This window comes from Leptospira venezuelensis, assembly GCF_002150035.1.
In the GTDB taxonomy this organism is placed as follows: Bacteria; Spirochaetota; Leptospiria; order Leptospirales; family Leptospiraceae; genus Leptospira_B; species Leptospira_B venezuelensis.
Genome location: NZ_NETS01000002.1, coordinates 1 through 23,783, shown reverse-complemented (window position 1 = coordinate 23,783; position 23,783 = coordinate 1). Strand labels below are relative to the sequence as shown.

22 protein-coding genes are annotated in these 23,783 nt (G+C 37.4%); 2 read left to right on the top strand and 20 right to left on the bottom strand.

Annotation, left to right across the window (positions count from 1 at the left end; genetic code table 11):
• Window positions 1-263 precede the first annotated feature (263 nt).
• Window positions 264-746, bottom strand: coding sequence for a hypothetical protein (locus B1C82_RS00225; RefSeq protein ID WP_086445614.1), 483 nt, complete (start codon window positions 744-746; stop codon window positions 264-266).
• Between the two features lie 202 nt (window positions 747-948).
• Window positions 949-2,073 carry a hypothetical protein gene (locus B1C82_RS00220; protein WP_086445613.1) on the bottom strand — a complete coding sequence of 375 codons (1,125 nt, stop codon included), beginning with the start codon at window positions 2,071-2,073 and terminating at the stop codon, window positions 949-951.
• A 70-nt stretch (window positions 2,074-2,143) separates the two neighbouring features.
• Between B1C82_RS00220 and B1C82_RS20910 the strand changes: the two genes are divergently transcribed.
• Window positions 2,144-2,203 (top strand): TraY domain-containing protein, encoded by a 60-nt coding sequence (locus B1C82_RS20910; RefSeq protein WP_156844593.1) that lies wholly within the window; start codon window positions 2,144-2,146, stop codon window positions 2,201-2,203.
• Window positions 2,204-2,259: 56 nt separating this feature from the next.
• On the opposite strand, the gene B1C82_RS20525 is transcribed toward B1C82_RS20910, so the two are convergent.
• The 7 genes from B1C82_RS20525 to B1C82_RS00175 all read right to left on the bottom strand — a co-directional run bounded on the left by B1C82_RS20525 (window position 2,260) and on the right by B1C82_RS00175 (window position 7,389).
• Window positions 2,260-2,610 carry a hypothetical protein gene (locus B1C82_RS20525; protein WP_157894073.1) on the bottom strand — a complete coding sequence of 117 codons (351 nt, stop codon included), beginning with the start codon at window positions 2,608-2,610 and terminating at the stop codon, window positions 2,260-2,262.
• Window positions 2,611-3,241: 631 nt separating this feature from the next.
• Entirely contained in the window at window positions 3,242-3,667 is a 426-nt protein-coding gene (locus B1C82_RS00210; protein ID WP_008589133.1) for a putative toxin-antitoxin system toxin component, PIN family, read from the bottom strand.
• A complete protein-coding gene (locus B1C82_RS00205) occupies window positions 3,667-3,912 on the bottom strand; it encodes a CopG family ribbon-helix-helix protein (RefSeq protein WP_008588701.1) in 246 nt (81 codons plus the stop codon). Before B1C82_RS00205 ends, B1C82_RS00210 begins: the two co-directional genes overlap by 1 nt.
• A 1,144-nt stretch (window positions 3,913-5,056) precedes the next feature.
• Entirely contained in the window at window positions 5,057-5,371 is a 315-nt protein-coding gene (locus B1C82_RS00195) for a hypothetical protein (protein ID WP_086445610.1), read from the bottom strand.
• A gap of 315 nt (window positions 5,372-5,686) precedes the next feature.
• A complete protein-coding gene (locus B1C82_RS00190; RefSeq protein ID WP_086445609.1) occupies window positions 5,687-6,187 on the bottom strand; it encodes a DUF7738 domain-containing protein in 501 nt (166 codons plus the stop codon).
• A 254-nt stretch (window positions 6,188-6,441) separates the two neighbouring features.
• Window positions 6,442-6,891, bottom strand: coding sequence for a hypothetical protein (locus B1C82_RS00180; protein WP_086445607.1), 450 nt, complete (start codon window positions 6,889-6,891; stop codon window positions 6,442-6,444).
• A gap of 279 nt (window positions 6,892-7,170) precedes the next feature.
• Window positions 7,171-7,389 (bottom strand): helix-turn-helix domain-containing protein, encoded by a 219-nt coding sequence (locus B1C82_RS00175; RefSeq protein WP_086445616.1) that lies wholly within the window; start codon window positions 7,387-7,389, stop codon window positions 7,171-7,173.
• Window positions 7,390-7,443: 54 nt separating this feature from the next.
• Between B1C82_RS00175 and B1C82_RS00170 the strand changes: the two genes are divergently transcribed.
• Window positions 7,444-7,830: a helix-turn-helix transcriptional regulator gene (locus B1C82_RS00170; protein WP_324612545.1), complete on the top strand. Its 387-nt coding sequence runs from the start codon at window positions 7,444-7,446 to the stop codon at window positions 7,828-7,830.
• Window positions 7,831-7,961: 131 nt separating this feature from the next.
• Here the strand turns inward: B1C82_RS00170 and B1C82_RS00165 are convergent, their stop codons facing one another.
• From B1C82_RS00165 to B1C82_RS00075, 11 genes are all read right to left on the bottom strand, one after another.
• A complete protein-coding gene (locus tag B1C82_RS00165; protein ID WP_086445606.1) occupies window positions 7,962-10,481 on the bottom strand; it encodes a S8 family peptidase in 2,520 nt (839 codons plus the stop codon).
• 3 nt (window positions 10,482-10,484) lie between these two features.
• Window positions 10,485-11,468 (bottom strand): AAA family ATPase, encoded by a 984-nt coding sequence (locus B1C82_RS00160; RefSeq protein WP_086445605.1) that lies wholly within the window; start codon window positions 11,466-11,468, stop codon window positions 10,485-10,487.
• Between the two features lie 776 nt (window positions 11,469-12,244).
• Window positions 12,245-13,147, bottom strand: a complete 903-nt coding sequence (locus tag B1C82_RS20770) for a hypothetical protein (RefSeq protein ID WP_234008518.1) — start codon at window positions 13,145-13,147, stop codon at window positions 12,245-12,247.
• A gap of 192 nt (window positions 13,148-13,339) precedes the next feature.
• Window positions 13,340-14,275 carry a hypothetical protein gene (locus B1C82_RS00145; RefSeq protein WP_158704330.1) on the bottom strand — a complete coding sequence of 312 codons (936 nt, stop codon included), beginning with the start codon at window positions 14,273-14,275 and terminating at the stop codon, window positions 13,340-13,342.
• Between the two features lie 1,924 nt (window positions 14,276-16,199).
• A complete protein-coding gene (locus B1C82_RS00130) occupies window positions 16,200-17,003 on the bottom strand; it encodes a hypothetical protein (RefSeq protein WP_086445600.1) in 804 nt (267 codons plus the stop codon).
• A gap of 197 nt (window positions 17,004-17,200) precedes the next feature.
• Window positions 17,201-18,388, bottom strand: coding sequence for a hypothetical protein (locus B1C82_RS00125; protein ID WP_157894071.1), 1,188 nt, complete (start codon window positions 18,386-18,388; stop codon window positions 17,201-17,203).
• 185 nt (window positions 18,389-18,573) lie between these two features.
• Complete coding sequence (locus tag B1C82_RS00115) at window positions 18,574-19,266, bottom strand: SH3 domain-containing protein (RefSeq protein ID WP_086445598.1); 693 nt, start codon at window positions 19,264-19,266, stop codon at window positions 18,574-18,576.
• A gap of 173 nt (window positions 19,267-19,439) precedes the next feature.
• Window positions 19,440-20,294, bottom strand: coding sequence for a hypothetical protein (locus B1C82_RS00110; protein WP_086445597.1), 855 nt, complete (start codon window positions 20,292-20,294; stop codon window positions 19,440-19,442).
• Between the two features lie 933 nt (window positions 20,295-21,227).
• Window positions 21,228-21,893, bottom strand: coding sequence for a hypothetical protein (locus tag B1C82_RS00095; protein ID WP_086445595.1), 666 nt, complete (start codon window positions 21,891-21,893; stop codon window positions 21,228-21,230).
• 246 nt (window positions 21,894-22,139) lie between these two features.
• Window positions 22,140-22,562, bottom strand: coding sequence for a hypothetical protein (locus B1C82_RS00085; RefSeq protein ID WP_086445593.1), 423 nt, complete (start codon window positions 22,560-22,562; stop codon window positions 22,140-22,142).
• 218 nt (window positions 22,563-22,780) lie between these two features.
• Window positions 22,781-23,491, bottom strand: a complete 711-nt coding sequence (locus B1C82_RS00075) for a tetratricopeptide repeat protein (protein WP_086445592.1) — start codon at window positions 23,489-23,491, stop codon at window positions 22,781-22,783.
• Window positions 23,492-23,783 lie beyond the last annotated feature (292 nt).

Below are 23,783 nucleotides of genomic sequence, written 5' to 3'. Positions count from 1 at the left end.
CCATTTAACGAACGAACAACTCGAAATTAATAAACAAACAAAAAAACAAATTCTGGATGAAATGTTCGGATAACGACCAAGGTGTTCCGACGTTTGCGATGGCACGAGTTTGCCCTGCAAACGAAGTGACAGAAGCAAATGTGGCGAAGCCCGAGTGAGTGGTCGCATAGCGATCCACGAACGTAGCGGAAGCACCGACAGTTAGGCGTAGTCCGTAATTAATTGGGAATACCTAGCCGAAGCAGTTCCTAAAAATAAATGCATCAGGCATTCTCTTCAGATTTCATTTGGCGTATCTTTTTTATAGAAAGAAAGATCACAAGAATACCCAATAGCGGCACAAAAAGAACCCCAGGCCAATATCCCAATTGCTCATACACAAAAGCTACAGGTGCCCAAATGCTAACTCGTTCTACGCTCCCAGACTCTAATTTGTTAAGATCCCATGCAATCACAATGGAGAGAAAAGGAAAAGAGACAAACGACAAATACATCATATTTTTAAAGTATTTAATTTTTTCAGCAACTGTCGCATCTAACGGGGGAGCAAATGCTTGCTCTTCTTCTCTAATTTCCTTAACTTCTTTAAATTTTCGGTAAGAGAAAAATGCAAAAAGAAGACCTATACCTAAAGCAAAATAAAGTCCAAATTCATCTGTCTTTTCCCACATAGGTAAACTTAAAGCGAATATTGATATTCCAGCAAACCCGATAGCAGTAAGTTTCGTATAATTTTTCAGTTTCATTTATCTCTTTCCTTAATAGATTTTTAAATAACAATAATTACATACGGATTACGCCTAACGACCAAGGTGTTCCGACGTTTTGCGTTGGCGCGAGTTTGCTCTGCAAACGAAGTGACAATGCAAAATGTGGCGTAGCCCGAGCGAGTGAGTCGCGAAGCGATCTCCGAGCGGAGCGGAAGCACCGACAGTTAGGCGATGGCGGCTAATTAGAATTTAAAATTAATGCTCTTAAGAATTCTTTAAGATCAAGTTGCTTGTTCGATCTGTAATTTATACTATTGTAGGTCAAAAATCGAACGTAGCTGCTCGAGTAAAAAGGTATCGGTCCAGAATTTATCAAATCTTTAAATCGACCTATCTTTTCCTCCAAGCGATCTAGATCTCTAGTCATAAGAAATGCTTCTTCATCCGAAGAAGGAGTTATATTCGCTGCTTTTTTCTTATTCTCCCATAACTGTGACATTTTCGGCTCTAAATATTTAAACAAAATTTTTATGTTATCAATATATATGTCAGCATATTTTCTTATAAACTCGTAATCATAAGCATTGATAAGCTTCCTGGAGTTTTCCAATATTGAGCTCATTGCATTGATTTTTTCTAATTCTTTATACTCTAATTTTATATCCTCGGAGAGCAAAAGAAAGTCGCCAATCGTTTTTCTTGCATTTATCAAAAAACGAATCCAGTCCTCTTTTTCCTGTTCAGCAATCGTTTTAGAATATACCGAATATCTAAAAATAACTACTAATGAGGAAGTCAAAATTATTATGCTTAATAATACACACAGAGCATAAAGAAATAAATCTAATTCGAAACCCAATATATCAGTAATATAATATACACTAACGATACAGTTGATGGCCAATACGCTCATCAAAGAAAATTGTAATCTCCTAAATGAGGCTTCCCTTTTACTTCCTGTAGCAATAAAGTCTGAAATAAAATTATCAGAGAGCAAATATGACGATTCTCTCGCACTTACTCTAATAATGTATCCCTTGCGTACATCATCATCTGTAGATGGCAGATTCTCAATAGCGTTATTTTTTAGTTCTCGATCTATGATACGATGCAAAACATAGATTTTACATAGGTGACTTTGAATAATAATTAAAGTAATACAAATAATAAACCAAATTGCAATCTTTGAAAATCTCTCGCTCAAATCAAGCGTAACATACGAGAATTGAATTGAATCATTCGATTTTAGTATAATGATACCAAATAGTATCGATAAAAAAATAAAGTCTCGCTGCAACAGCTTGTTTAAATTCCGAACCGTTGCAATTGCTTCTTTTATAGCAAAGTCTACTGAATAATTCATCTTATAAATGTAACTTTAGCCGCTTTTCGCCTAACGACCAAGGTGTTCCGACGTTTGCAATGGCACGAGCTTGCCTTGCAAGCGAAGTGACAGAAGCAAATGTGGCGAAGCCCAAGCGAGAGTTGCGTAAGCAATCTCGAAGCGATGCGGAAGCACCGAAAGTTAAGCGCCGTAACTGATTTTTCGTTAGTCCTCTTGCTTCACGAAGCTTCTAAAATTGCTGAATAATTCTTCCGAAACTGTTAGAATAATACCAGGAGTCTTTTTAAATTCAATAACTGCTTTATCCGAAAAAAGAAATTTTCTTTTCCCTATTGTTACTTCAGACCAAGGAATTAGCAGTGGCGAATGCCCGAAACGGAAAAGAAAAATCATGCTAAGATAGAGACCATCAGCATTTGCACCCAGTACAAAACAATTATTAAAGGAAATTCCGTTCATTGTCGCTGAGGTCCAACTACTTTTTTCCCCAAAAAATTCATTGTTAAGTTTATAATTCTCTGACAACCATTGCCAACCATCAAGTGTCGAAAACAAATACGAAACTGATATCCATCCAAATATAAAATATACGGGAAGAAAAAACGGGATACCTTTTGTTTCAAATATTTGACCGAAGAGGCCAATACGAAATATAAACAATTGTATGACTGAGTATATTAGAATTAAAAGTGTATAAATTCTAATTCGTTCGGCTCTGCCGACTGGAAAGCCGAGGAATCCCGGATATGATTGTAAAGTGAGATCTCCCTTAAACAAATAGACCCAGAAAGCCAGTATAATAACTGGAATTAATGGTAAATAGTCAGAGAATGGAAATTTGGAAATTTGAGTTAAGGATATAATACTGTATATACAAATTAACCAAAAAATAAATAACTTTATGTATCCAACTTTCAGCTCAGGCGAATGCTTAATCCTCCAGCTAATATTATAAAATGAAAGACCTCCCAAAAATAGAATGAAAATGAATATTATAGTTTCTATTTGCACAGATCAAATCCTTTGATATATTTATAATTTTCAGTTATGGCGCTTAACGACCAAGGTGTTCCGACGTTTGCGATGGCACGAGCTTGCTCTGCAAGACGAGTGACAGAAGCAAATGTGGCGTAGCCCGAGCGAGAGTTGCGCGAGCAATCTCGAAGCGTAGCGGAAGCACCGACAGTTATACGCTGGACGCCCCACTACTATCCAAACTTAAATATTGTTCAGGAGAAATAATCTTGAGAGATTTCAAATTCTTTAAAACCAGTAAATCTTGATCGCCAGTAATTAAATAATCTACCTTTGCTGAAATCGCACTCTCAAGTATGTGATAATCATCTCTGTCTCGAAGACCCGCATAGTCTTTTAGAGATATATTTACTATTTTCTCTGTGAGTGATTCAATTTCAGATAAAACTATTGAGATAAATTCTTCACTTAACTTAAATTTTGGCTTTTTTAATGTCTCTTCAATTTCTTTTAAGATGGAATCAGAAATGTAGCCAATTATCTTTCCCGATATTAGCTCTTCTAAAATAACTTTAGGTTTGCCACCAAATAGAATTGCTGATATGTAAACATTGGTATCTATAAGAACTTTAAGCATCAGGGAGTTTTCTTCTGCTTCCTGATTAGTTTTATCTCATCTATAATGGATTCCTCAGTAATATTTGCTGTCTTAGAAATTGCTGAGCCAATTTCGAAAATTTTTTCCCATTTAAATTTCTTTTCTATATAGGCTCTCGCCGCTTCACGAATCAATTCTGACCTTGATCTGTGCTCTCTTTTGGCAATTTTATCTATTTCTTTTAAAAGCCCCTTTTCAAAGGAAATATTAACAGTCTGGTTCATTTCTTAAGTATATACAATCTTTGTATATAAGTCAAATGAATTCTTCTATAAAATGCAATATTTGGGCGTCTTGCGTATAACGACCAAGGTGCTCCGACGTTTACGACGGCGCAAGCTTGCATAAGCAAGCGTAGTGACGGAAGTAAATGTGGCGAAGCCCGAGTGAGTGGTCGCGAAGCGATCCACGAACGGAGCGGAGGCACCGATAGTTAGGCGCTGTATCGCTCAAACACGGTGCATTCAAGAGCCCTACTCTGTAAAATCTACTAATAAAGCAAAGGTCAAATAAAGAAGAATTTACTATTTAAATATAAAGTAGCGAACCCTTTTCGATTCTTTTGATGAAAGAGATGCAAGTAGTTCTATTAAATTCCTAACATACTGTAGAGCTTTTCAGCCTACTACACAAAGTAAGAAAAGGGTGAAAAGCGGCCTGACTTTAAGTGGATCCTCATTTGGTTTTACGAAAAAATTCACAACTTCTATCTAAAATAATTAAAAAAGAAAATCGCGATATGGCGCCTAACGACCAAGGTGTTCCGACGTTTGCAATGGCACGAGTTTGCTCATGCAAACGAAGTGACAGAAGCAAATGTGGCGAAGCCCGAGCGAGAGTTGCGCAAGCAATCTCGAAGCGAAGCGGAAGCACCGATAGTTAGGCGTAGTATCGCTCAAATACGTTGCACCAAACCCCTACTCTATAAAATATACTAATAAAGCAAAGGTCAATTAAAGACGAATTTGCGCCTACAATATAAGGCTAGCGAAACACTTTTCGCAAGATCCCAAAGCAAAGGATACAATTAGTTCTGACGAATTCCTAACATTCTGAAATGCCTTTCAGTTTTACTAGATAAGGCAAGAAAAGTGTGAAAGCGGAACGAACCAAAGGAAATTTTACTAAATGGTTTACGGAAGAATTCCAACTCTCTGTAAAAAAAGAAAAAGAAGAATCGCGATATTGCGCCTAACGACCAAGGTGTTCCGACGTTTGCGATGGCACGAGCTTGCTCTGCAAGCGAAGTGACTGAAGCAAATGTGGCGTAGCCCGAGTGAGTGGTCACGTTAGTGATCCACGAACGGAGTGGAAGCACCGACAGTTAGGCGACGTTCCGTATTTTACGATCGATATCAGAAAATGTGTTCACGGAGCGCTGCTCGGTTGAATCCAATAATATGTATTCGGATCTTTTTCCAGTTTTTCATTCAAAATTTTACGGGCTTCAGGATACTTTAAATCGCTAATAAGTAAAATTCGATCTCTATTCTCATCTGACTTCCATAACGCATAGTTATCCTCGAGAACTGCCAAGAATTCATGTTTAACCAACCTATCTAATATCCAATCTACATACCGTTGAGAATCTTCTACGCCTAAATCTTGCCAAAAGACAGCATGAACATAAGGTTCAACTCTTTTCCTCGCTTCTTTCCAACGCTCGTCTGATGAATGTTCCATTTAAAGAATTCCCGATTATTAGATAGTAAAAATACGTATATTTTATATTTAAATATAAGATAACTTATAAAATCACTAACAGTAAATTGAATTTTTTTAATAACTGAAATTTCAGTAGGAATGTCGCCTAACGACCAAGGTGTTCCGACGTTTCGCGAGTGCGAAGCACTTGGCGCGAGGCTTGCTTTGCAAGACGAGTGACAAAGCGAAATGTGGCGAAGCCCAAGCAAGGGTCGCGCAAGCGATCCCGAAGCGCCGCGGAAGCACCGAAAGTTAGTCGACGTCGATTAAATAGCAAGGAGACTGTTGATTACTTCAGAATCTTTGTTCAAAGCTGATCATTAACTTTTCAAGATTTTGACTTTTTGCGTTACAAAGGCCAAACAGTTTACGTTTACCTATAGTTAACATACAGAATATGCCCCTACTAGTCAATGTATTAGAATCTGGATTTTGACTTTGGAAAAGTAACTTTCCAGAATATTTACTTTTAGGTTCATTTTCTTTCGAACCGGCAACTCCAAAAACAGATAATTGATCTACTAGCTGACTTTTTTTGTTGGCCTGGACAGATAATCCAAACTTATCCCAAATATATATAATCTTACTTTCTTCATCTAACTTTCTGTCTGACTCACCTATCCTATCTACAAATTCTTTAATAGAAACTTTGCCGGGTATTTCCCAATCTGAAATTATTGTCTTTTCTTCTGAAAGAGTTATACTGAGATCCTTTACATCAATCGAAAATAATTCAAATGAAAAGACAGTAAAAAATAAAATAACTGAAATTTGTAACTTGTTTTGAGATGTCATATATTCCTTGCTCTAAAGATAGGCTGAAATAATCGAAAATATAGAGAAATCATTTTTTTATGCATTTTTTGTCGATGTCGACTAACGACCAAGGCTTGACGACGTTTCGCGAGTGCGTAAGCACTTGGCACGAGTTTGCTCTGCAAACGAAGTGACAAAGCGAAATGTGCCGCAGGCCAAGCAAGAGTCGCGTAGCGACCTCGCAGCGCCGCGTCAGAGCCGTAAGTTAAGCGAAGTTGCAATCTATATTAATATTATTCCGGACCTACAGGCAAATTTCGAAATTCCCGAGATACAAATGGTTCTCCTGTAATTGTTAACTCCAGATCTTCGCAAACAATTATCCACTCGCTTAGAGAGTTGCCTAAATCGACGACAAAATAATAAACCTTTAAATTCTCCACTTCTTGTAAAAGTCGGTGAATCTCCGGAATTTCGATTTCCGCAATTTCTTGACTCGTGCAAATTGCAGAACGGTGAAACTCAGGTTCTTCATACTTTTCCAATATAGTTGGAATTTTTGCATAATGAACTCTCTTAAATCGTGCTATTGATTTTTGATAGCGGAAATTATTCTCACTCAAATCAAATACACGATCCAAGTAAACAACCATTTCCTTTTCAGGAACAAAATTATTAACTACTGAATAGATTATTGCACAAAACAATTTTAGATCATCTCTATCGATTAATTTTTTGAACAATTGGCTATCCTGAATAATCCGATTATAAAAACATATTCCAGCAATTTCGCTTAACGACCAGTAATTGTCGAAGTTCCGCGCGTCCGAAGGACTTGGCGCGAGGCTTGGCATATGCAAGACGAGTGACAAAGCGGAATTTGGCGAAGCCCAAGCAAGGGTTGCGAAGCAATCCCGAAGCGCCGCGACAATTTTTAGTTATCTGCTGTGCCGCGCCCCGAATTTCTAACCGAGCGAAGCCACGGAAGGCTGAGCAGGTTAGGGAACGCCAATAGAATGCGATCAGATATCCAATAAATCTTTGGGTTTAACCTTTAATCGTTTAGAAAGCTTAAAAATTGAGTTAGCAGTGAAATTAGCTCTGCCCGCTTCAATATCTTGTAAAGTTCTTACAGGAACAGCGTAATCGCCTTCATCCATATTTTCCTGAGTAAGTCCTTTATCCTTCCGTATTTTTTGAATATTCTTTCCGACTTTTGATAAAAATTCTTCGAAATCCACGCACGGTATATTGCGGCATAGTTGACAAAAAGTGAACGCAGTATACCGTGGGCCATGCATTCTTTACGAATCTCTGTTCAGAATGGTTCCTTTATGACGGAAAAATCCAAAAACAAGTTTCAAAGTATTGTCCGAAAACGGCCTAAATCGGAAATCATAAGGAGAATTTCCGAGGAGGAAAGGAAAGCATTCTATCATCAGCTAAAAGTTGCAAGAATAGAAGCTAATCTTACCCAAGCACAGGTTGCAAAGATGCTCAAAAGAAGCAGAAGTCAGGTTTCAAAGATAGAATCCGGGAAATGTAGATTGTACATAGATGAATTCTTAAAATTTATGAAGATTTATCGGAAATCTCCTTTCTTCTTTTACTCAGTGTTCACGACTAATGAAGTTATTAAATCACGGAAGAAAGCCCGAGTAAAATCTGCAAAGCAGTTTTAACGAGGGCAATTAGAGCAAGCTAACTGAAGAGTTGGCGCCCCGATCGCGAAGCGTTCGGGTGGACTAAGATCTAAATTGCTCTTGTAAACTGAGATATAGCAAAGCTAATTTGATAGTGAAGCTGACAGCTATTATGAAATTTCTACTTCAATATGATTATGAATTCTTATTTTCTCATAAATTTCTATCATCGGATTTAGACACTCTATGCTAATGAGTAAAGAATAAGGAGCCTTTTCTGTTAGAATATCTTTCTCCCAGCCTGGGTGTCCAATAACTGCAAACGATAAATGTTCAGGCAAATCATACGAAGGAAGAATGACCCAGTCTTTTTGGAGGGTACTATCATTTCTCTTCAACCCTAATGCAGAACCCCAATGATTCTTTTCCCGAATAACCCACTTAATCGTGTCTGTCTCATTTTCGGGAATATCGTTTGACGAGCTAGCGTATTGAACAGCCCTTTCCTTAAACGTTTCGTCGCTTTCACCTAACTTACAACTTAACCAATCTACCCAAGAAGAAACGTAGGATTTAGTCCCTCGTCTTGTACGCCGAACTCTGGCCTTATAGGCTAAGCTAACCTCAATTAAATATGAGTGCGAATCTCCTGGCCTTCGCAATTCTTCAGGAATTGAGACTTTATATACGTGAGCATGTTTGGGTTCGATAGAACTTTCTGCAACAAAGGTAATTCGATTTGGCGTGTTATCCAATGATCGATCTATTGAAGGCAGTCCATAACCCATTAAGTTTAATTTTTCAGTGTCAGTTAGATTTATACTGATCTCAGGCCATCTTGCGCTCTGGGCAATCAGTGACCGAACAAATAATGAGGAGGCATTCGGCCACTGATTTAAAATTTGCGTAACAATATGCGTTACTTTTGGAGCTGCAAAAGAAGTTCCAACCATGTCCCTTCCTCTCGCACCTTGAGCATCCAAAGTAGTTCGAATAGTTTCCGGAGTTGTTTCTAACTTAGTGATAATATTTGGTGAGGCATTTTTTTCATGAACATAATCGCCTCCATATTCTACAACATCTGGCTTTATCATTCCCCATAAACCCGGCCCCCTTCTAGTAAAGGCTGACGGATCGTCTTTCTTTCCAAAGGACTTCCAATTCAAATCTTCGAAGTCAGCACTGCAAATAGAACCCACGGAAAGGGAAAAAGCGCTTTGTGCAGGATTGGCAATTCTACTCGAAGCTTCTTTAAAATAATCAGGATAGTGCTTTCCATTTGAGATAAAATCTTTAACTCCCGGATTACTTTGATTACGTGTAATTTTCTTTATATTGCCCATAGCAATAATAAATAGAGTATCTTCTTTCCAAGACAACATATCTATCTCAGTCGCCAACACTGACATATGCCTTGTACGACAAGGGGTCTTCGATGTAATTGACAAATTATAAATTTTACAATCAGGATGATAATCACGGATGATTTCTCTAATCAACTTGGGCGGATAAATATCGTAAGGAATACCATTATTATGATCTAAAACTCTTGCATTAGCCACCCATGCTGCATGCTGGTGATTTCCACTTATCGGAATCTCATTACCGAAAAGTATAGCACCTGTAACTCTAGTGCCATGGCCTCCATTTTCCACATTATCAAAAGTACTATTGTCTTCGGGTAAGTACGATCTTGATAAATCCTTTCTAATTGCATTCGTAATATATTTGTGCTCTTCTTGTATACCACTATCAATAACGCAAATAATCGGCGCTTTGCCGTTTGGTTCCAGAAAGGTCAGATTCGGAATTTCCGCTTTTTCCTCGGATCCATATTCAACTATATACGGATCGTATTCTGAAATTTCAAAAATAAAGGGAAAATTAAATACTATGTCCTTTAGCCCTTTTCCCGACACACGAACTCTAACTCCAAAACTATCAAATGAATCGATTATGCTAGATAAAAACTCACCTTGATATCCTTTTACAAAATTCGCTAATTGAGTCTCTCGCTCGATAGCGATTCTTTCCCTTTCACTTTCAAGAATTCTCTTTCGCTCTCTCCATCGTCCAAGATATTGAGCATATTCATCATCTGAAGTCTCAGCGTCCTGTGCAGACAAATCAGGAATATAAACGTTACATGAGACGGATATATCAACTATGTATTCGCGATCGTCTTCAATTGTTTCCCACTTTTCCAGCAATTCAGAAGACAAAATCTGATCCAAGCGCCATTTATCTCCAGTTTCGATGTTCCAGAGTTTTGCTATAGTGTTTTTATATTTACCTTCTTCGGCTAAAAATTTTTCTATTTTTTCTTTAAGAGATTTGAAATTATATCCATCCGTTGAAGCTCCGATAACTAGACCATCTTCTTCAACAGAAAGAACTTCAATTCCAAAGCTTTTCAAACTATCAGCATTAAAACTGTCAGGATCAATTTCCAGAAAAAGAGGAATCGCATTTGGCAGTGGGGGAAGCCCTAAATCTTCTCGATTTTTTAATAATTCAAGCCACGAATTCTGTAATTCCGAAACTCGCTTAGTAATTGCTTTGCCATGTTCAGCACGATTCCGTACATTCTCCTTCGTTCTTTCGTTTGGTCCGTTCCCTCCGCCAACTTTTGGTGGCCGATAGTGACCTCTAAGATCAGCATCCAATTTTAAATGTGGAAAATCCGCCATTGCTTAAATCTCAATTTTTGAGTTTTCAGTTATTGCCTTTAAAATATGTTTTTGAGAGATCGGCAGTTCTTTTTTAAGGACCGCTTCCTTTGCTGCATCTTGTGCAATTTTGACTATCATTGCAGGTGAATATCCAATTAAATTGGAAATGATCTTCTTCCAATTTATTTTGTTACTTATTTCCATCGCAGAAAGGGCTGAAGTGAATAATTCAAATATTTGATTAGCATCAGGCTTAGGAAGTTCAATGATGTCATCGAATCGGCGAAACAAAGCTTCATCTAAGCTTCCTTCTAGATTAGTAGTTGCTACAAGAATACCAGGAGCATCATATTCTTCCATCAGCTGTAAAAGTACATTTACTACTCGATGCATTTCTCCTATATCATTCTTACTTGATCTCGTTTTTCCAATAAAATCGAACTCATCTAACAAGAGCACACAAGGAAAGTTTTTGATAGAATCAAAAATAGCTTTTACATTACTTGCAGATTCTCCCAAGAAAGAAGAAAGTATCGCTTCAAATTTAACTTTAAGAAAAGGCAATCCGAGATTCCACGCTATTCTTTCGGCACTCATACTCTTACCACAGCCGGGTGAGCCATAAAAAAGAATTTTTCTTCTAGGTCTAAGACCAAAATGCTTAAGTCTCTCTCTACCAGCGTATTCTTCTTCAATTCTACGGATTTTTTCTTCAGTTGCAGGCGGTAAAATCATCCTATGTCTGAGATTATCTCTTTCTAAATGATTAACTAGAGGAATTTTATAACGACGATCAATAGGAATTTCATGTAAAGAAACTACCTTACCTACTGTCTCAGTTCGCTGTTCATTTCCTTTCTTGAGAATTGCGGATAATGAATCAGCAAGACTTGTATGACCCTTTTTTCGCTCTTCCGCTATTATCTCTTGAGCAATCTTTGCCAAATCAGGACTTGGTTGAGTTGGTATAGTACGAAAAAGCCTTTTTAAAAGTGCTTGGTTCATTTCATATTTCCTAAGAAAATTATATAATGGCTGTAGGACATTTTTAGCCTACATGACATAATTTCAATCTGATTCTATCGTCGGTTTAAAACTACGATCTAAGTAGATCCGAAATAGCCCTATACTTAAATTAGGCCATTTTAGCAGATTATTGACCTCAATTCAAGCCTGCCACGGACGGCAGGCGCCATAACTGAAGGGGCGCGGCATGGAGATAACGACCCAATGATTGACGACGTTGCCCAAAGGGCAATGTGGTGAAACCCGGAGCGAGTGGGCAGTTCATAGCTGGCCCCAAGCGGAGCGTCAATCTTGAGTTATCCGACAGTGCCAACCAAACACCAAAAAATTGAATTAACACTGACCTTAAGGACAACAAGAAGAAAACCAAATCTTAGTCCTAAGATTAAAGTGGCGCGACCGACACGGACACGTAAATAGCGAGACTGTACCGTCAGATACCTACTCTAACCTCTTAACAGATGTAATTTGTAGCGATGGCACCAGTGTGGCCAGGGCGTGCCTTAATTGAATAAATTTAAATCCCTACGTAGGTGAAAAATCTTGCTTTAGCAAACACTTCCAACCTTAAAAAAAGAAAAATAAAATACTCAGCGTTGGCATGTTCGGATAACGACCAAGGTGTTCCGACGTTTGCAATGGCGCGAGACTTGCGCTGCAAGGCGAGTGACAGAAGCAAATGTGGCGTAGCCCAAGCAAGGGTTGCGTAAGCAATCCCGCAGCGCAGCGGAAGCACCGAAAGTTAGACGCCGTTTTTAATCACGCTTATCTAATAATTTTTGGGATTCAATTAATTGTTTTGCCGCTGAAAAATCAGGAAAGTTTGCTTTGGCCTCTGAAGAAGCCTCAATTGAATGATGAATTTCCAATCCCTTATCCATCAATTTAGCAAGTTCGTCCAATGCAAATTTTGTGTTATTAACAAATTCATTTTTGTTAGATACTTTTTCTGTCTGGCTATCAGGAAGATCATTATATAATTTTTCTGAACTTTTCACCAAATCTTTATTATATTCATCACGAGTTTTTTCTTGTAATTCTTTAATAACGGATTCTGAAAAAGAATAAGTTTCGATTAGCTTTTCTGTCATTTTTACTTTTTGGTAACTATGTACATACAAATCGAAAGATTCACGAATCATGTTTGTAAAGAAAGTAAAAGTAAGTGCAGAAGTAATTAAAATATTAAAATATTTTGATCCTACATCAAATCCTGATAGGACCAAATCTCCTTCCAAATTTGCTAATGGTAAGAATACAATCTTTCTCAATGAAGAAATCAAATTCTCTAACTCCTCTAACGAATTTAATTCATATAACTTAATGAAAGCAGTAGTAGCTCCATCCTTAACAATTAAAGACTGTAATAATGAATCGAGAACGGCTATTTTATCCTTGAGTGCTTTAAAGTCCCGATTTAATTGGGTGACTGTATCCGGACTCACCATCATTGAGTCTACTTGAACGGTTGCTATTGAATATTTTCTTAAAAAATTGATAATATCCTCCGATAATGGTGGAATACTTTGTAAATTTTCTAATGCAATTTTAGATGCTAATAATCCATTAAAAAAGTGGTTACCTCCACTATTCGAATGAATTACTGAGAACTTTGCCGCGTACTGACTAATAATCTCACTCATCGCTTGTAATCTCATTAACTATTGTCTCCTACTTTGATTATTTTAAAAATGGCGTCTAACGACCAAGGTGTTCCGACGTTTGCGATGGCACGAGTTTGCTCTGCAAACGAAGTGACAGAAGCAAATGTGGCGCAGCCCGAGCGAGTGGTCGCGTAGCGAGCCACGAGCGGAGCGGAAGCACCGATAGTTAGGCGATGGATGATCAACTTATTCAGTAGGATCAACTCTCCACAAATAGGTATCTCTAAGAAATTTCACTATATATTTAAATCCTTCTTCATTATTTAGATACTGTCGAATAGCTCTACGCTCCTGAGGTGATAGTGTATCAATAATATTCGGATTATTAATAATTTCAATGGAAGAGCGCGGATTAATGTTATATAGGCTAGTCACGATATCTATAAATGCGTTACCTTTGCTCTCCTGAGACTTAATAATCTCCAATATTTGGGCATAATAATTCGACAATCCTGCGTTAACATAATATGTCAGCGCATACCAAATAGTGTGCTGAGAATACTCGATCGTAGAATATTTTTTAAAATAGAGATCGGCGAATGGAGTCTTTCTATAACCCAGAATTATTCGCAACGTATGTTTAACGTTTTCGTCTATATGCGTTTCAAGTAGATATGCAACTTTGTGCAATTGTACATCAGTAAACTGATAATATTGGTTTAGATTTAAATAAACAACAGCGTTTTGAATCAGCTGAGGAGCTTGGCTTTCAATATTAAATAGTGCAGAGTCTATCCTTTCAGTCTCTTCTTTTTGCATAAAATCAGCAAATTTTTTCTCGATTGTCTGTTCAAGCGTATCGATAATGTGCCTTGCCTCTCCTATTGCTTCCCTCCCTGGTCGGATTTGATATAAATAAGTAAATAACGGAACAATTAAACCAAAAATTCCAAGCATTAAAGTGATAATAATTGAAATACTCTCAAATCTCTTCTCTTGAGCCAGCATCATCTCATTTGCAAAAACTAACCTCTGCTCTTGCATCTTTAATATAGTTTCGTATTCAGAAATCTGTTTCTCCTTTGCCTTTATTTCTAATTCAAAGTTCATATTTGTTTTACCTTGTTGAGCAAATACAGACCAAGGAGCGATTAGTAAAACTGAAAATAGTAAAGATTTCATTTTCTTCTTCTTTAATTTTTTGATCATCTTTCGCCTAACGACCAAGCCTTGCCGACGTTTTGCAATGGCGCGAGACTTGCTCAGCAAGGCGAGTGACAGAAGCAAAATGTGCCGGAGGCCAAGCGAGGGTTGCGTAGCAATCCCGAAGCGATGCGGCAGAGGCGACAGTTAGACGCCGTAACGAATCGCCTTAATTCATCATTACTAAGATGAACCAATTAGTCTATATAGAACTAAACTTGCGAGAATTGAAAGCTACAGCAATTAAATATGAGAAATTTTCACACTAATTCTTCAACTCTTAGCTCCGAAATAATTTGTAGAATAGGCTACTAACTATCCCCTTCTTAGAATTCTTGTTCAAATTGTCATAATAATAATTTAATTGGTATAGCAATTCATGCATTTTCGGGCTAAGTTGATAGTCAAGTATGAACCTAAAAAACCCGTTAATCTGATTTTCATCGCTATTTTGATGCAGCTCATTCACAAACCGTTTAGCATGTCTTATTTGACTCTTAGTAAGATCCAAATTTAATTTTTCCCTATACGAAGGAAGTTCCAAATTGTCCAATTCGACATTCATATTCCTAATTATATTGTATAACTCTGATTCGCTCATCTTACCACCAAATCTGACTCTACTGAACATTTTTGAGTTATTGCGTCTAACGACCAAGGCTTGACGACGTTGGCGAGCTGAGCACAGCGAAGACAGGCGCGAGAATTGTCTCTGCAATTCGAGTGACTGAGCCAATGTGCCGAAGGCCAAGCGAGAGTTGCGTAAGCAATCTCGAAACGAAGCGTCAGAGCCGTAAGTTATGCGACGTCTAATCTGTCCAAAGAGGCTTAGGCCTAAATGGACGCATAAGCACAAACAAGATGAAAAATAGCAATAAAGTTACTACCCCGAATATATTTGCTATAAATTTAGTAAATGCTTCAAGCCGGTTTGATGAATAAAAGTAAGCCCGTTCTTTTAAATTCAGAGAAGATATATTTATAGTACCAATTTCATTGACTTCAACTTCATATGCCCTACAAAACTCCGATTCAGAAGAGGATACGATGCTATCATGTAATGAAAGGATTGGATCCTTACATTGGCTATATCTATCAAACTCTGGAAACGACCTCGTATAAAAACTATACTGGCCAGGTATTATTATAAATATTTCCGATGAGCCAATTTTATTTCGTACTGGAAAAAATCGGAAAAGCAAATGGATCAAAAGCGAGGCGATTGTGAGAAATCCTACTGCCTCTATATGTTTTTCAATATTCTTTACAAAGTTAAACATTCGTAATTCTATAAGATTTGATTAGATGTCGCATAACGACCGAGGTGCTCCGACGTTCGCAACGGCACGAGTTTGCTTTGCAAACGAAGTGACGGACGCGAATGTGCCGAAGGCCAAGCGAGCGGGTTGCGAAGCAAGTCCCGAGCGGCGCGGAGGCACCGGAAGTTATCCGACGTTTCAGCCACTATATCTAGAAATTTTACACCCTGCGAAGCGAAAGAATTTAGTATAACAAACTTTGTCCGCCTCTCTACGCTATCATCAAACAACAAAAGTCGCACGAAATGAAAAGCCTGAATCGTAAGACGCACTTCAAAGCGTGGCGGCTATTAGAAAAAAGAAGCTAATCAATTACCAAGCAACCAATCGTTCAAATTTAACGAACGAACTCTTCAAAATTAGAAAACAAACAAAAAAGCAAATTCTGGATGAAATGTTCGGATAACGACCAAGGCTTGACGACGTTGGCGTGCTGAGCGAAGCGAAGACAGGCGCGAGAATTGCTTTGCAATTTGAGTGACTGAGCCAATGTGCCGAAGGCCAAGCGAGTGGGTTGCGAAGCAATCTCGAAGCGATGCGTCAGAGCCGACAGTTAGCCGCCGTAAGAATTTAGCGATAAAACACTACGAGCCTATCTTTCCATAGCGCTGATAATCGGTAAGCAGCAAAAAGAAAATGTTGTTCTTGATTTTTATTGGATAAATCAACTTATAGTAACCTTCATCGGCCTCAAAATATGGAGATAGTTCCTTGCCTTCATCCAAAATTGAATTGATATAATCCTTTTCCTCTCTAGATGAAGTATAAATGAAATCTGTTTCTTTATAATTGGAATCTTTATCCCAATCCGTCTCTTGGTCAAAGGCAATTAAAACATTTTTAGAATCGTGAGTTATACGATGAATAATTTTTACAGTTGGAAATTCATCATTTACCTGACTAACTATTCTTAATATCTCCGCAGCCTTATTTTCATAAGTTTTACTAAATTTATAAACTGCTAATAATTCTATTTCACTGTGATATTCACTAATTAGTCTTGCTGCATCTCTCTCTAATAAATTCCTCTTCTTATTTATCGTTAAATAATTTCCTAGAAAAAGAAACCCAATCAAAAGAATAAGGGACAATAGAAACAAAATGAAATATTTAACTTGAGATTTTCGAGAATTAGAACTTACTTCTTTGTTTTCCTTTGCTGAATCTGCAATTATTGTCAAATTGGTAACAATATTCAATAAAAAAGATCCTGCTATTAATGCAAATATTCCAAGAATACTTATAAGAAACAGCTCAGTAAGTTTTTCCCTAAAAACGCGTAAGCCGAATACGTTTATTGTGATAAAGGCAACTACCCAATAAAGTAAAGTTAGTAATCCTATCAGAATTATTCGATATGACAGTTTGCGAATATGTTCAATATTCATATTTTCACCTTTAAAATATAAGCTTATGGCGGCTAACGACCAAGGTGTTCCGACGTTTCGCGAGTCCGCAGGACTTGGCGCGAGGCTTGCTATGCAAGACGAGTGACAAAGCGAAATGTGGCGAAGCCCGAGCGAGTGGTCGCGTTAGCGATCCGCGAGCGTAGCGGAAGCACCGATAGTTAGCCGACGTTTGTGTATTATTTAACTAATGCACTTTTTACTGTATTAATAAATGAACTGGGTTTCCATCCCTTAACAATGTTATCGAAAACAAATGCATCGACAACGCTGGTCAAAACCCCGAGACCAGTACCAATTGCTCCTGAACCTAGCGTAGCACCAATGGCCAATCCAGCGCCTGTAAAAAAAGACCACTTTGCAATTTTAGTAGGTAATTTATCAATACTAGACGTTTTCGTCACTTCTTTGAAATATTCTTTAACGAGCTCCATATCGCTTGGCCTTTCAGAAACCCACTCTTTAAACTTAATTGATTTCTCCACTAAATTTATAACTTCAGTAAATTCAAGCTTGCCAGAATTTACTGCCTCTCGAACTGCACGGGAATCATCGAATACAAAATCTTGAAAGGTTTCTATATTCTTTTTTGAATGTTTTGTACGTTGGATTATTGAATCAAAACAAAGCTCTAACATGCGCATATTAACAGAATCAATAAATATATCGCTCTTGTATTTTGCGCAAAGCATTGCATTCTCTCTGGCAGTAAGTATGTGACTCATTATATAGGCATCAGTTATGCTCGAATGCTTAGGTGATATTCTTTGATGATAAATTATATTTAATTCTTCAAAATCAAGATTAGTAACTATCTTGAACTCGTTTCCTCTTTTATCTATATCAAATATGAAAGATCTTGGGATAGTATATTCGGGTGCATATATAGAAATAAGCTCCGTTACAGTCTTCTTAATATATTCACCATTATCGATATCACTATTGAATGCCTCTATTAAGCCAGGTTCACGATTTACGGTTTCAATTAAACTTGCGAATTTCTTTGATAGTCGTCGCCCCTTCCCACTTCTTCCCGTTACAGAGTGAAATAGCTCGGGCAAGGCAACATCTGGTTCATGTTTTAAAGCATGAAACACAACCGGGCTATGTAAAGCATTTGGTGTTCCAGATGCATTAGTATGAATGCCCATCATGTCCAATTCATAGATTAACTTAAAAATGCCTGTTTCAAGTAACCTTATTAATGAATCTGGTCCTATTTTCCGAATTAGTTCTTCTAAAACATGATGTTTCGCTAAAATGCGCACCTCTCCATAATATAGAAGAGCCTCGGCTAACGAACCTAAATCAATTTGGTCACCTATTGGTCCAACTTCTTGATTTCTTATCAATATCGATTCTAACATGAATTTTACACAAATGTCGGCTAACGACCAAGGTGTTCCGACGTTTCGCGAGTGCGTAAGCACTTGGCGCGAGGCTTGCTCTGCAAGACGAGTGACAAAGCGAAATGTGGCGTAGCCCGAGCGAGTGAGTCGCGTTAGCGATCTCCGAGCGGAGCGGAAGCACCGACAGTTAGACGAAGTGACCGCTATAACTCACCTGGATATCCTGTTCCTTTAAATCTTATAGAATTTTGTAATACGATTTTATTTTCGATTAAGTTGTATACTTCATGAAAACCGTCGAATAGAAGTTCACCTTCATATTCGGTAAATGGACCTTTATGACTTATTTTCCCTTTTAAACCATAAAATTTTCCGTCTGCGGGTTCGGTAGTAATTGCGAAATTTCCGTCTGCATCTGTCCAAATCGGAGTATTAATTCCAGAACTCCTTAACTCTACTTCTGTCGGGGATTTCCAAATTTCATAGGTTGCAAATGAAATTAGAAGTCTCTTATTCTTTTTCGTAATTAGCTCAATCGCCCAAACCTGAATATTAGTTCCTGGCATTCGTATTGAATATTGGGGATATTCGACTGAATAATCAATTACAAGCGGAAGACTTTTATCAACAATCCAGCCCGTTTTCTCTTTCCATCTAATCTTAATCCATTTATTATTCGATTTCTGTATAATTTCAATCTCTTCTCCATATGGAATAGTGGAGATCGAATCTGAGTCGTTGGTCGGTTTTTTCTTTAAAATCGCTCCACTAAATTCCGAAACGAATCTTGTTCCCAATTCTTCCGAGATTATCTCAGGCTCTTCTTTTCGACAATGGGAAACTAAACAAAAAAGAAATAATATACAAATTAAATTAGCGTTTAAATACATTTTCATAACATAATAAAGTTCCGGTCATTTCGTCTAACGACCAAGGTGTTCCGACGTTTTGCGTGTGCGAAGCACTTGGCGCGAGGCTTGCTCTGCATGACGAGTGACAAAGCAAAATGTGGCGTAGCCCGCGCGAGAGTCGCGAAAGCGATCTCGAAGCGTAGCGGAAGCACCGACAGTTATGCGCCGTTTTCAATTTTTCTAAGCGAAGCTGAAGATAATTTAGTTAAAAAGATTATAGCACCAAGAGGGAAAGAAACTGTAATCTTCCAATTTTCGACATATGAATGTTTATTAATGGATAGTGGGTTTAAGTGAAAACTAATGAACTGATACTGACTCAAAAAGTCAGACGAATTCCAATCGTAAGACAGACCGGCAACAAATAGAAAGAGAAGAAAATAGTATTTTATTTCATTTGTATATATCGAATTAACTAATTTGACATATGCGAAAATCCAAAGCGCAAGCCCACTGAGTAAGTAGGCGATAATTATGTAATTGCTTAGAGAAAGATTGCTAATTTTCAGCTTATCTCGGAGTCGAATTTCTTCAATACTCAAGTCATTATCTTTAAAGTAAAATCCAGCTATTTCTGAAACGCCTTTGCGATTCTTTCCAATACTGAACGAGCATTGGATTGTCTTTTCCCCCTTTTTTTCAATTAGAAATTGAACGCCTTTTCCATCTTGGAGCCCAAATGATTCCAAACTCACTTTATCTTCTTTAATGAATATTTGGATTTTAGGAGTGGTTCCCTTGAGAATCTCTGTAATTTCTCTTTTCTTTAATATAGCCTCCAAATCATTTTTAGGGAAAGCTTTAGAATTAACAGCCTGATATATCTTTAAGTTATTTTTAGTTTTTAGATCTTTAATGAAATTTTCAATAAATTCAATCTCACTTGAATCAATAACTTTAGAGGAATCTGAAATTAAAAAACCTTTCGTAACCATGAAAATCGTGGAGATTAGCGAAATTGCCAGAAGCATGATTGGCAATAATTTTAGAAGATATATTAATTTTTGTTTCATTTTGTTTCCTGGTAATTTCTGAAAATGGCGTATAACGACCAAGGTGTTCCGACGTTTGCAATGGCACGAGCTTGCCACTGCAAGCGAAGTGACAGAAGCAAATGTGGCGAAGCCCGAGCGAGAGTCGCGAAAGCGATCTCGAAGCGTAGCGGAAGCACCGACAGTTATACGCCGGATTGTATTATTTCTGTAAATTTAAAGAAAATAGAATCTTAAATTATAGATTATAGAGATTAAAGCTAATGGCCAACAAAAATACCGAATGAATGAAATCGAATTAACTTTCTTTCTTAATGATTTTCCAGTCTGATTTCCATAAGATTCTACAATATCTGATAGGTGCTTTTTTACCGTTTCCATTTCAGTTTTGTGAAATGTGAGCTGATGCAATTTTTTATTCTTTTCAGTCACCTCCAGACTAAATTTACCAAATAAAGAATCTATACTGTAATATTCTAAATCTTTCAAGAGAATTCTAATATTGAATCGGTCGTCATCCGGTTTTAAACTCTCTACCCAAAATATTTCATCATTTTGTAGAGAAAGAATTACCTTTTCCGAAAAATTCTTGGTCATCCTAAATAGCAACCTAATCATTCGCATATGAAGATATCCCAATAGAAAAAAGAGAACACATATGAAAACCGATAATGCTGACGATTCAATTAAGAATGAAAGAATAATCCAAAAAATAAAATAGAATGGTTCTCCCCTTTTATGAACTCCGATTACATAAGAATATGTATTTCCTCTTATTTTCATTTTACAATCTGGCGTCTAACGACCAAGGTGTTCCGACGTTTGCAATGGCGCGAGGCTTGCTCTGCAAGACGAGTGACAGAAGCAAATGTGGCGAAGCCCAAGCAAGAGTTGCGCAGCAATCTCGCAGCGCAGCGGAAGCACCGATAGTTAGGCGATGGTATCCCTTTGAAATTACTTTTTCCTTTTTCTTGGCAAAGGGATCTCCGGCATCAAGCCAGTGTGAAGCTGGACATACTTTTGAATTTCCTTAAATGCGTTAGCGCGAAAATCTTTTTTCACATTTACGTTTGATAATGAGATTACAAGATCTTTATAATCTATTTCCTCTTCATTTTCTATAATTGGCAGTAAGTGAGCGAAATATTGGAAATTCTTCGAAAAATCATCCCAAGAATTAATGCTGATTCGAGCATTCGAAAGCAACTCTAGTATCTCATTGGTGATCTCGGAATCAGTCTTCTTAGAACTTGGGCTTTTTATCAAATCAATCCCAAAAATAATCTTAATTATGGAAATGACGAGAATAATAAAATTTAGGAATCTGAGCGTAGATTCATAAAAGTTATTATTAATTCCCAAATCCGTTAACTCACTAACGATACCGGCAAAGCATATAATTGCGAAAGTTAAGTAATCTTTTTTTAGAATGAACTTTAATGTCATCTCATTCGAATTTATCAAACCGATTTTTAACAAAAGAAGTTTAGGGATTCGAATCCCTTTCGGGCCAAAGCTAATGGCAGGAACGACAAAGTTATTTTGCTTCTGCACAAATGATAGCTTAAGCAATAATATTACTGAAATAGCAAGAAGGCTCGCAAATATATAATGATTCATACCTTATTATAGTCTTCTAATTTTAATGCAATATTGGATACTGTCGCCTAACGACCAAGGTGTTCCGACGTTTGCAATGGCACGAGTTTGCGCATGCAAACGAAGTGACTGAAGCAAATGTGGCGAAGCCCAAGCGAGAGTTGCGTAAGCAATCTCGAAGCGACGCGGAAGCACCGATAGTTAGGCGCTGTGGTATTAATTTCAGCAATTTTCTGATTGCTCCTTATAAAAGCGGCCCGATAGCCCTTATTCTCTGAGTTTAAGTTCAGAGTAATGGAAGCAAGAAGCCAAAAAATTAACTACCGTTAACATGCAATAAATTACCTTATCTTTGGGAGTTATTAATATTTTAAACATTTCAATATTAGCAAATACCATCACAATATTAATCCCTGCATAAACAGTTAAACAATTCGCGAGTTCTTTAATCCATAATGGACAATTAGAAAGTAAAATATCTAGCGCATTATGATAATTTGTATCATCTTTATATTTTAAATGATACGTAGTCACAACAATGCTCCAAGAAACAAAGGAACCAAGAAATAACAAAATTAAAAAATCAGTGCCCGAAAAAGTAGGCTCTAAAAATAAACTCACATATCCGAAAAGACTTAAAGAAAATCCACAGATTGACAAAGTAAATAAAGCTCTTCGAGTAGTTTGCATTATTGCCAAATATTCTAATTACTTATAGTATTAAATTCAATACCATTGCGCCTAACGACCAAGGTGTTCCGACGTTTCGCGAGTGCGAAGCACTTGGCATGAGTCTTGCCCTGCAAGACGAGTGACAAAGCGAAATGTGGCGAAGCCCAAGCAAGGGTCGCGAAGCGATCCCGAGGCGCCGCGACAATTTTTTAGTTAGGCGAAGTTACAAATTGCTTTTACTTAACTGATTTTAGTTTTGGCCTTTTTATTAAATAAGGATGCCCCAACTCTTCTGCTTTCTTATAATACAAAGCTGCCAATTCAGGATTTCTTATCTGTTCGTATGATTCTCCAAGAGCATATAAAATATTATAATTACTTGGAGATTTTTTCAAAGCCCAATGCAATGCTCGTAAGGCATTTGAGGGAGAAAAATTGCGCTGAACACAAATCCAGTAGTCATCTAAATATAATGGAAGCTTATATTTACGGTATAATTCAAAAAAGACCTTCCTTGCATATATAACTGACCTTTTTTCATCTTCACTAAAGGAATCATATCTCCCCCAATCACTATAAAACAAAGCTAGCTGACGTTTTGGATATCTATAATCAGGATCTATGCGGATCGCTTTTTTTAATAAAGATTCGGCAATTAAATAATCTATTCCCCGAGAATCAACGGGCTTTGTTTTAAGCCGAGTATATATGAATTCTGCCAAGAGAAAATGAGAAAATAATATCTCCGAGTCTGAATGCGCTCTTAAAACAGCTGCATCGGCTAATTCAATCGAATCATTTACTTCTTCCGCTAAAATTGCTTCCGCAAGTAATCCGTAACATTGATGTTGATATTTTTTCGATAACGTAATTAGACCAGATCTCCTTTTCTCCAAATCCTTAGTATGTAGTATTCTTTTGAATAACCGATTAGGGGCTTTAAACATTTATACCTACAACGATAAAATTAAGATTTGTAATTTCGCCTAACGACCAAGGTGTTCCGACGTTTGCAATGGCGCGAGACTTGCCACTGCAAGACGAGTGACAGAAGCAAATGTGGCGAAGGCCGAGCGAGTGGTCGCGATAGCGATCCATGAGCAGCGGAAGCACCGACAGTTATACGCCGTGATGAGGCCTTGTTAATCTAAATATCCGCCAAAAACCCAAACCATACTAGTATAATTGTTAGAAACAGCACAAGAGGTGTACCAACCAAGATCTTGTTGAGCAAAATAC

Bases quoted from the DNA above. Each gene is read 5' to 3' on its own strand.
- B1C82_RS00225 (WP_086445614.1), bottom strand. From the start codon at position 746: ATGAAACTGAAAAATTATACGAAACTTACTGCTATCGGGTTTGCTGGA.
- B1C82_RS00220 (WP_086445613.1), bottom strand. From the start codon at position 2,073: ATGAATTATTCAGTAGACTTTGCTATAAAAGAAGCAATTGCAACGGTT.
- B1C82_RS00210 (WP_008589133.1), bottom strand. From the start codon at position 3,667: ATGCTTAAAGTTCTTATAGATACCAATGTTTACATATCAGCAATTCTA.
- B1C82_RS00205 (WP_008588701.1), bottom strand. From the start codon at position 3,912: ATGAACCAGACTGTTAATATTTCCTTTGAAAAGGGGCTTTTAAAAGAA.
- B1C82_RS00195 (WP_086445610.1), bottom strand. From the start codon at position 5,371: ATGGAACATTCATCAGACGAGCGTTGGAAAGAAGCGAGGAAAAGAGTT.
- B1C82_RS00190 (WP_086445609.1), bottom strand. From the start codon at position 6,187: ATGACATCTCAAAACAAGTTACAAATTTCAGTTATTTTATTTTTTACT.
- B1C82_RS00170 (WP_324612545.1), top strand. From the start codon at position 7,444: ATGCATTCTTTACGAATCTCTGTTCAGAATGGTTCCTTTATGACGGAA.
- B1C82_RS00165 (WP_086445606.1), bottom strand. From the start codon at position 10,481: ATGGCGGATTTTCCACATTTAAAATTGGATGCTGATCTTAGAGGTCAC.
- B1C82_RS00160 (WP_086445605.1), bottom strand. From the start codon at position 11,468: ATGAACCAAGCACTTTTAAAAAGGCTTTTTCGTACTATACCAACTCAA.
- B1C82_RS20770 (WP_234008518.1), bottom strand. From the start codon at position 13,147: ATGAGATTACAAGCGATGAGTGAGATTATTAGTCAGTACGCGGCAAAG.
- B1C82_RS00145 (WP_158704330.1), bottom strand. From the start codon at position 14,275: ATGAAATCTTTACTATTTTCAGTTTTACTAATCGCTCCTTGGTCTGTA.
- B1C82_RS00130 (WP_086445600.1), bottom strand. From the start codon at position 17,003: ATGAATATTGAACATATTCGCAAACTGTCATATCGAATAATTCTGATA.
- B1C82_RS00125 (WP_157894071.1), bottom strand. From the start codon at position 18,388: ATGTTAGAATCGATATTGATAAGAAATCAAGAAGTTGGACCAATAGGT.
- B1C82_RS00115 (WP_086445598.1), bottom strand. From the start codon at position 19,266: ATGAAAATGTATTTAAACGCTAATTTAATTTGTATATTATTTCTTTTT.
- B1C82_RS00110 (WP_086445597.1), bottom strand. From the start codon at position 20,294: ATGAAACAAAAATTAATATATCTTCTAAAATTATTGCCAATCATGCTT.
- B1C82_RS00095 (WP_086445595.1), bottom strand. From the start codon at position 21,893: ATGAATCATTATATATTTGCGAGCCTTCTTGCTATTTCAGTAATATTA.
- B1C82_RS00085 (WP_086445593.1), bottom strand. From the start codon at position 22,562: ATGCAAACTACTCGAAGAGCTTTATTTACTTTGTCAATCTGTGGATTT.
- B1C82_RS00075 (WP_086445592.1), bottom strand. From the start codon at position 23,491: ATGTTTAAAGCCCCTAATCGGTTATTCAAAAGAATACTACATACTAAG.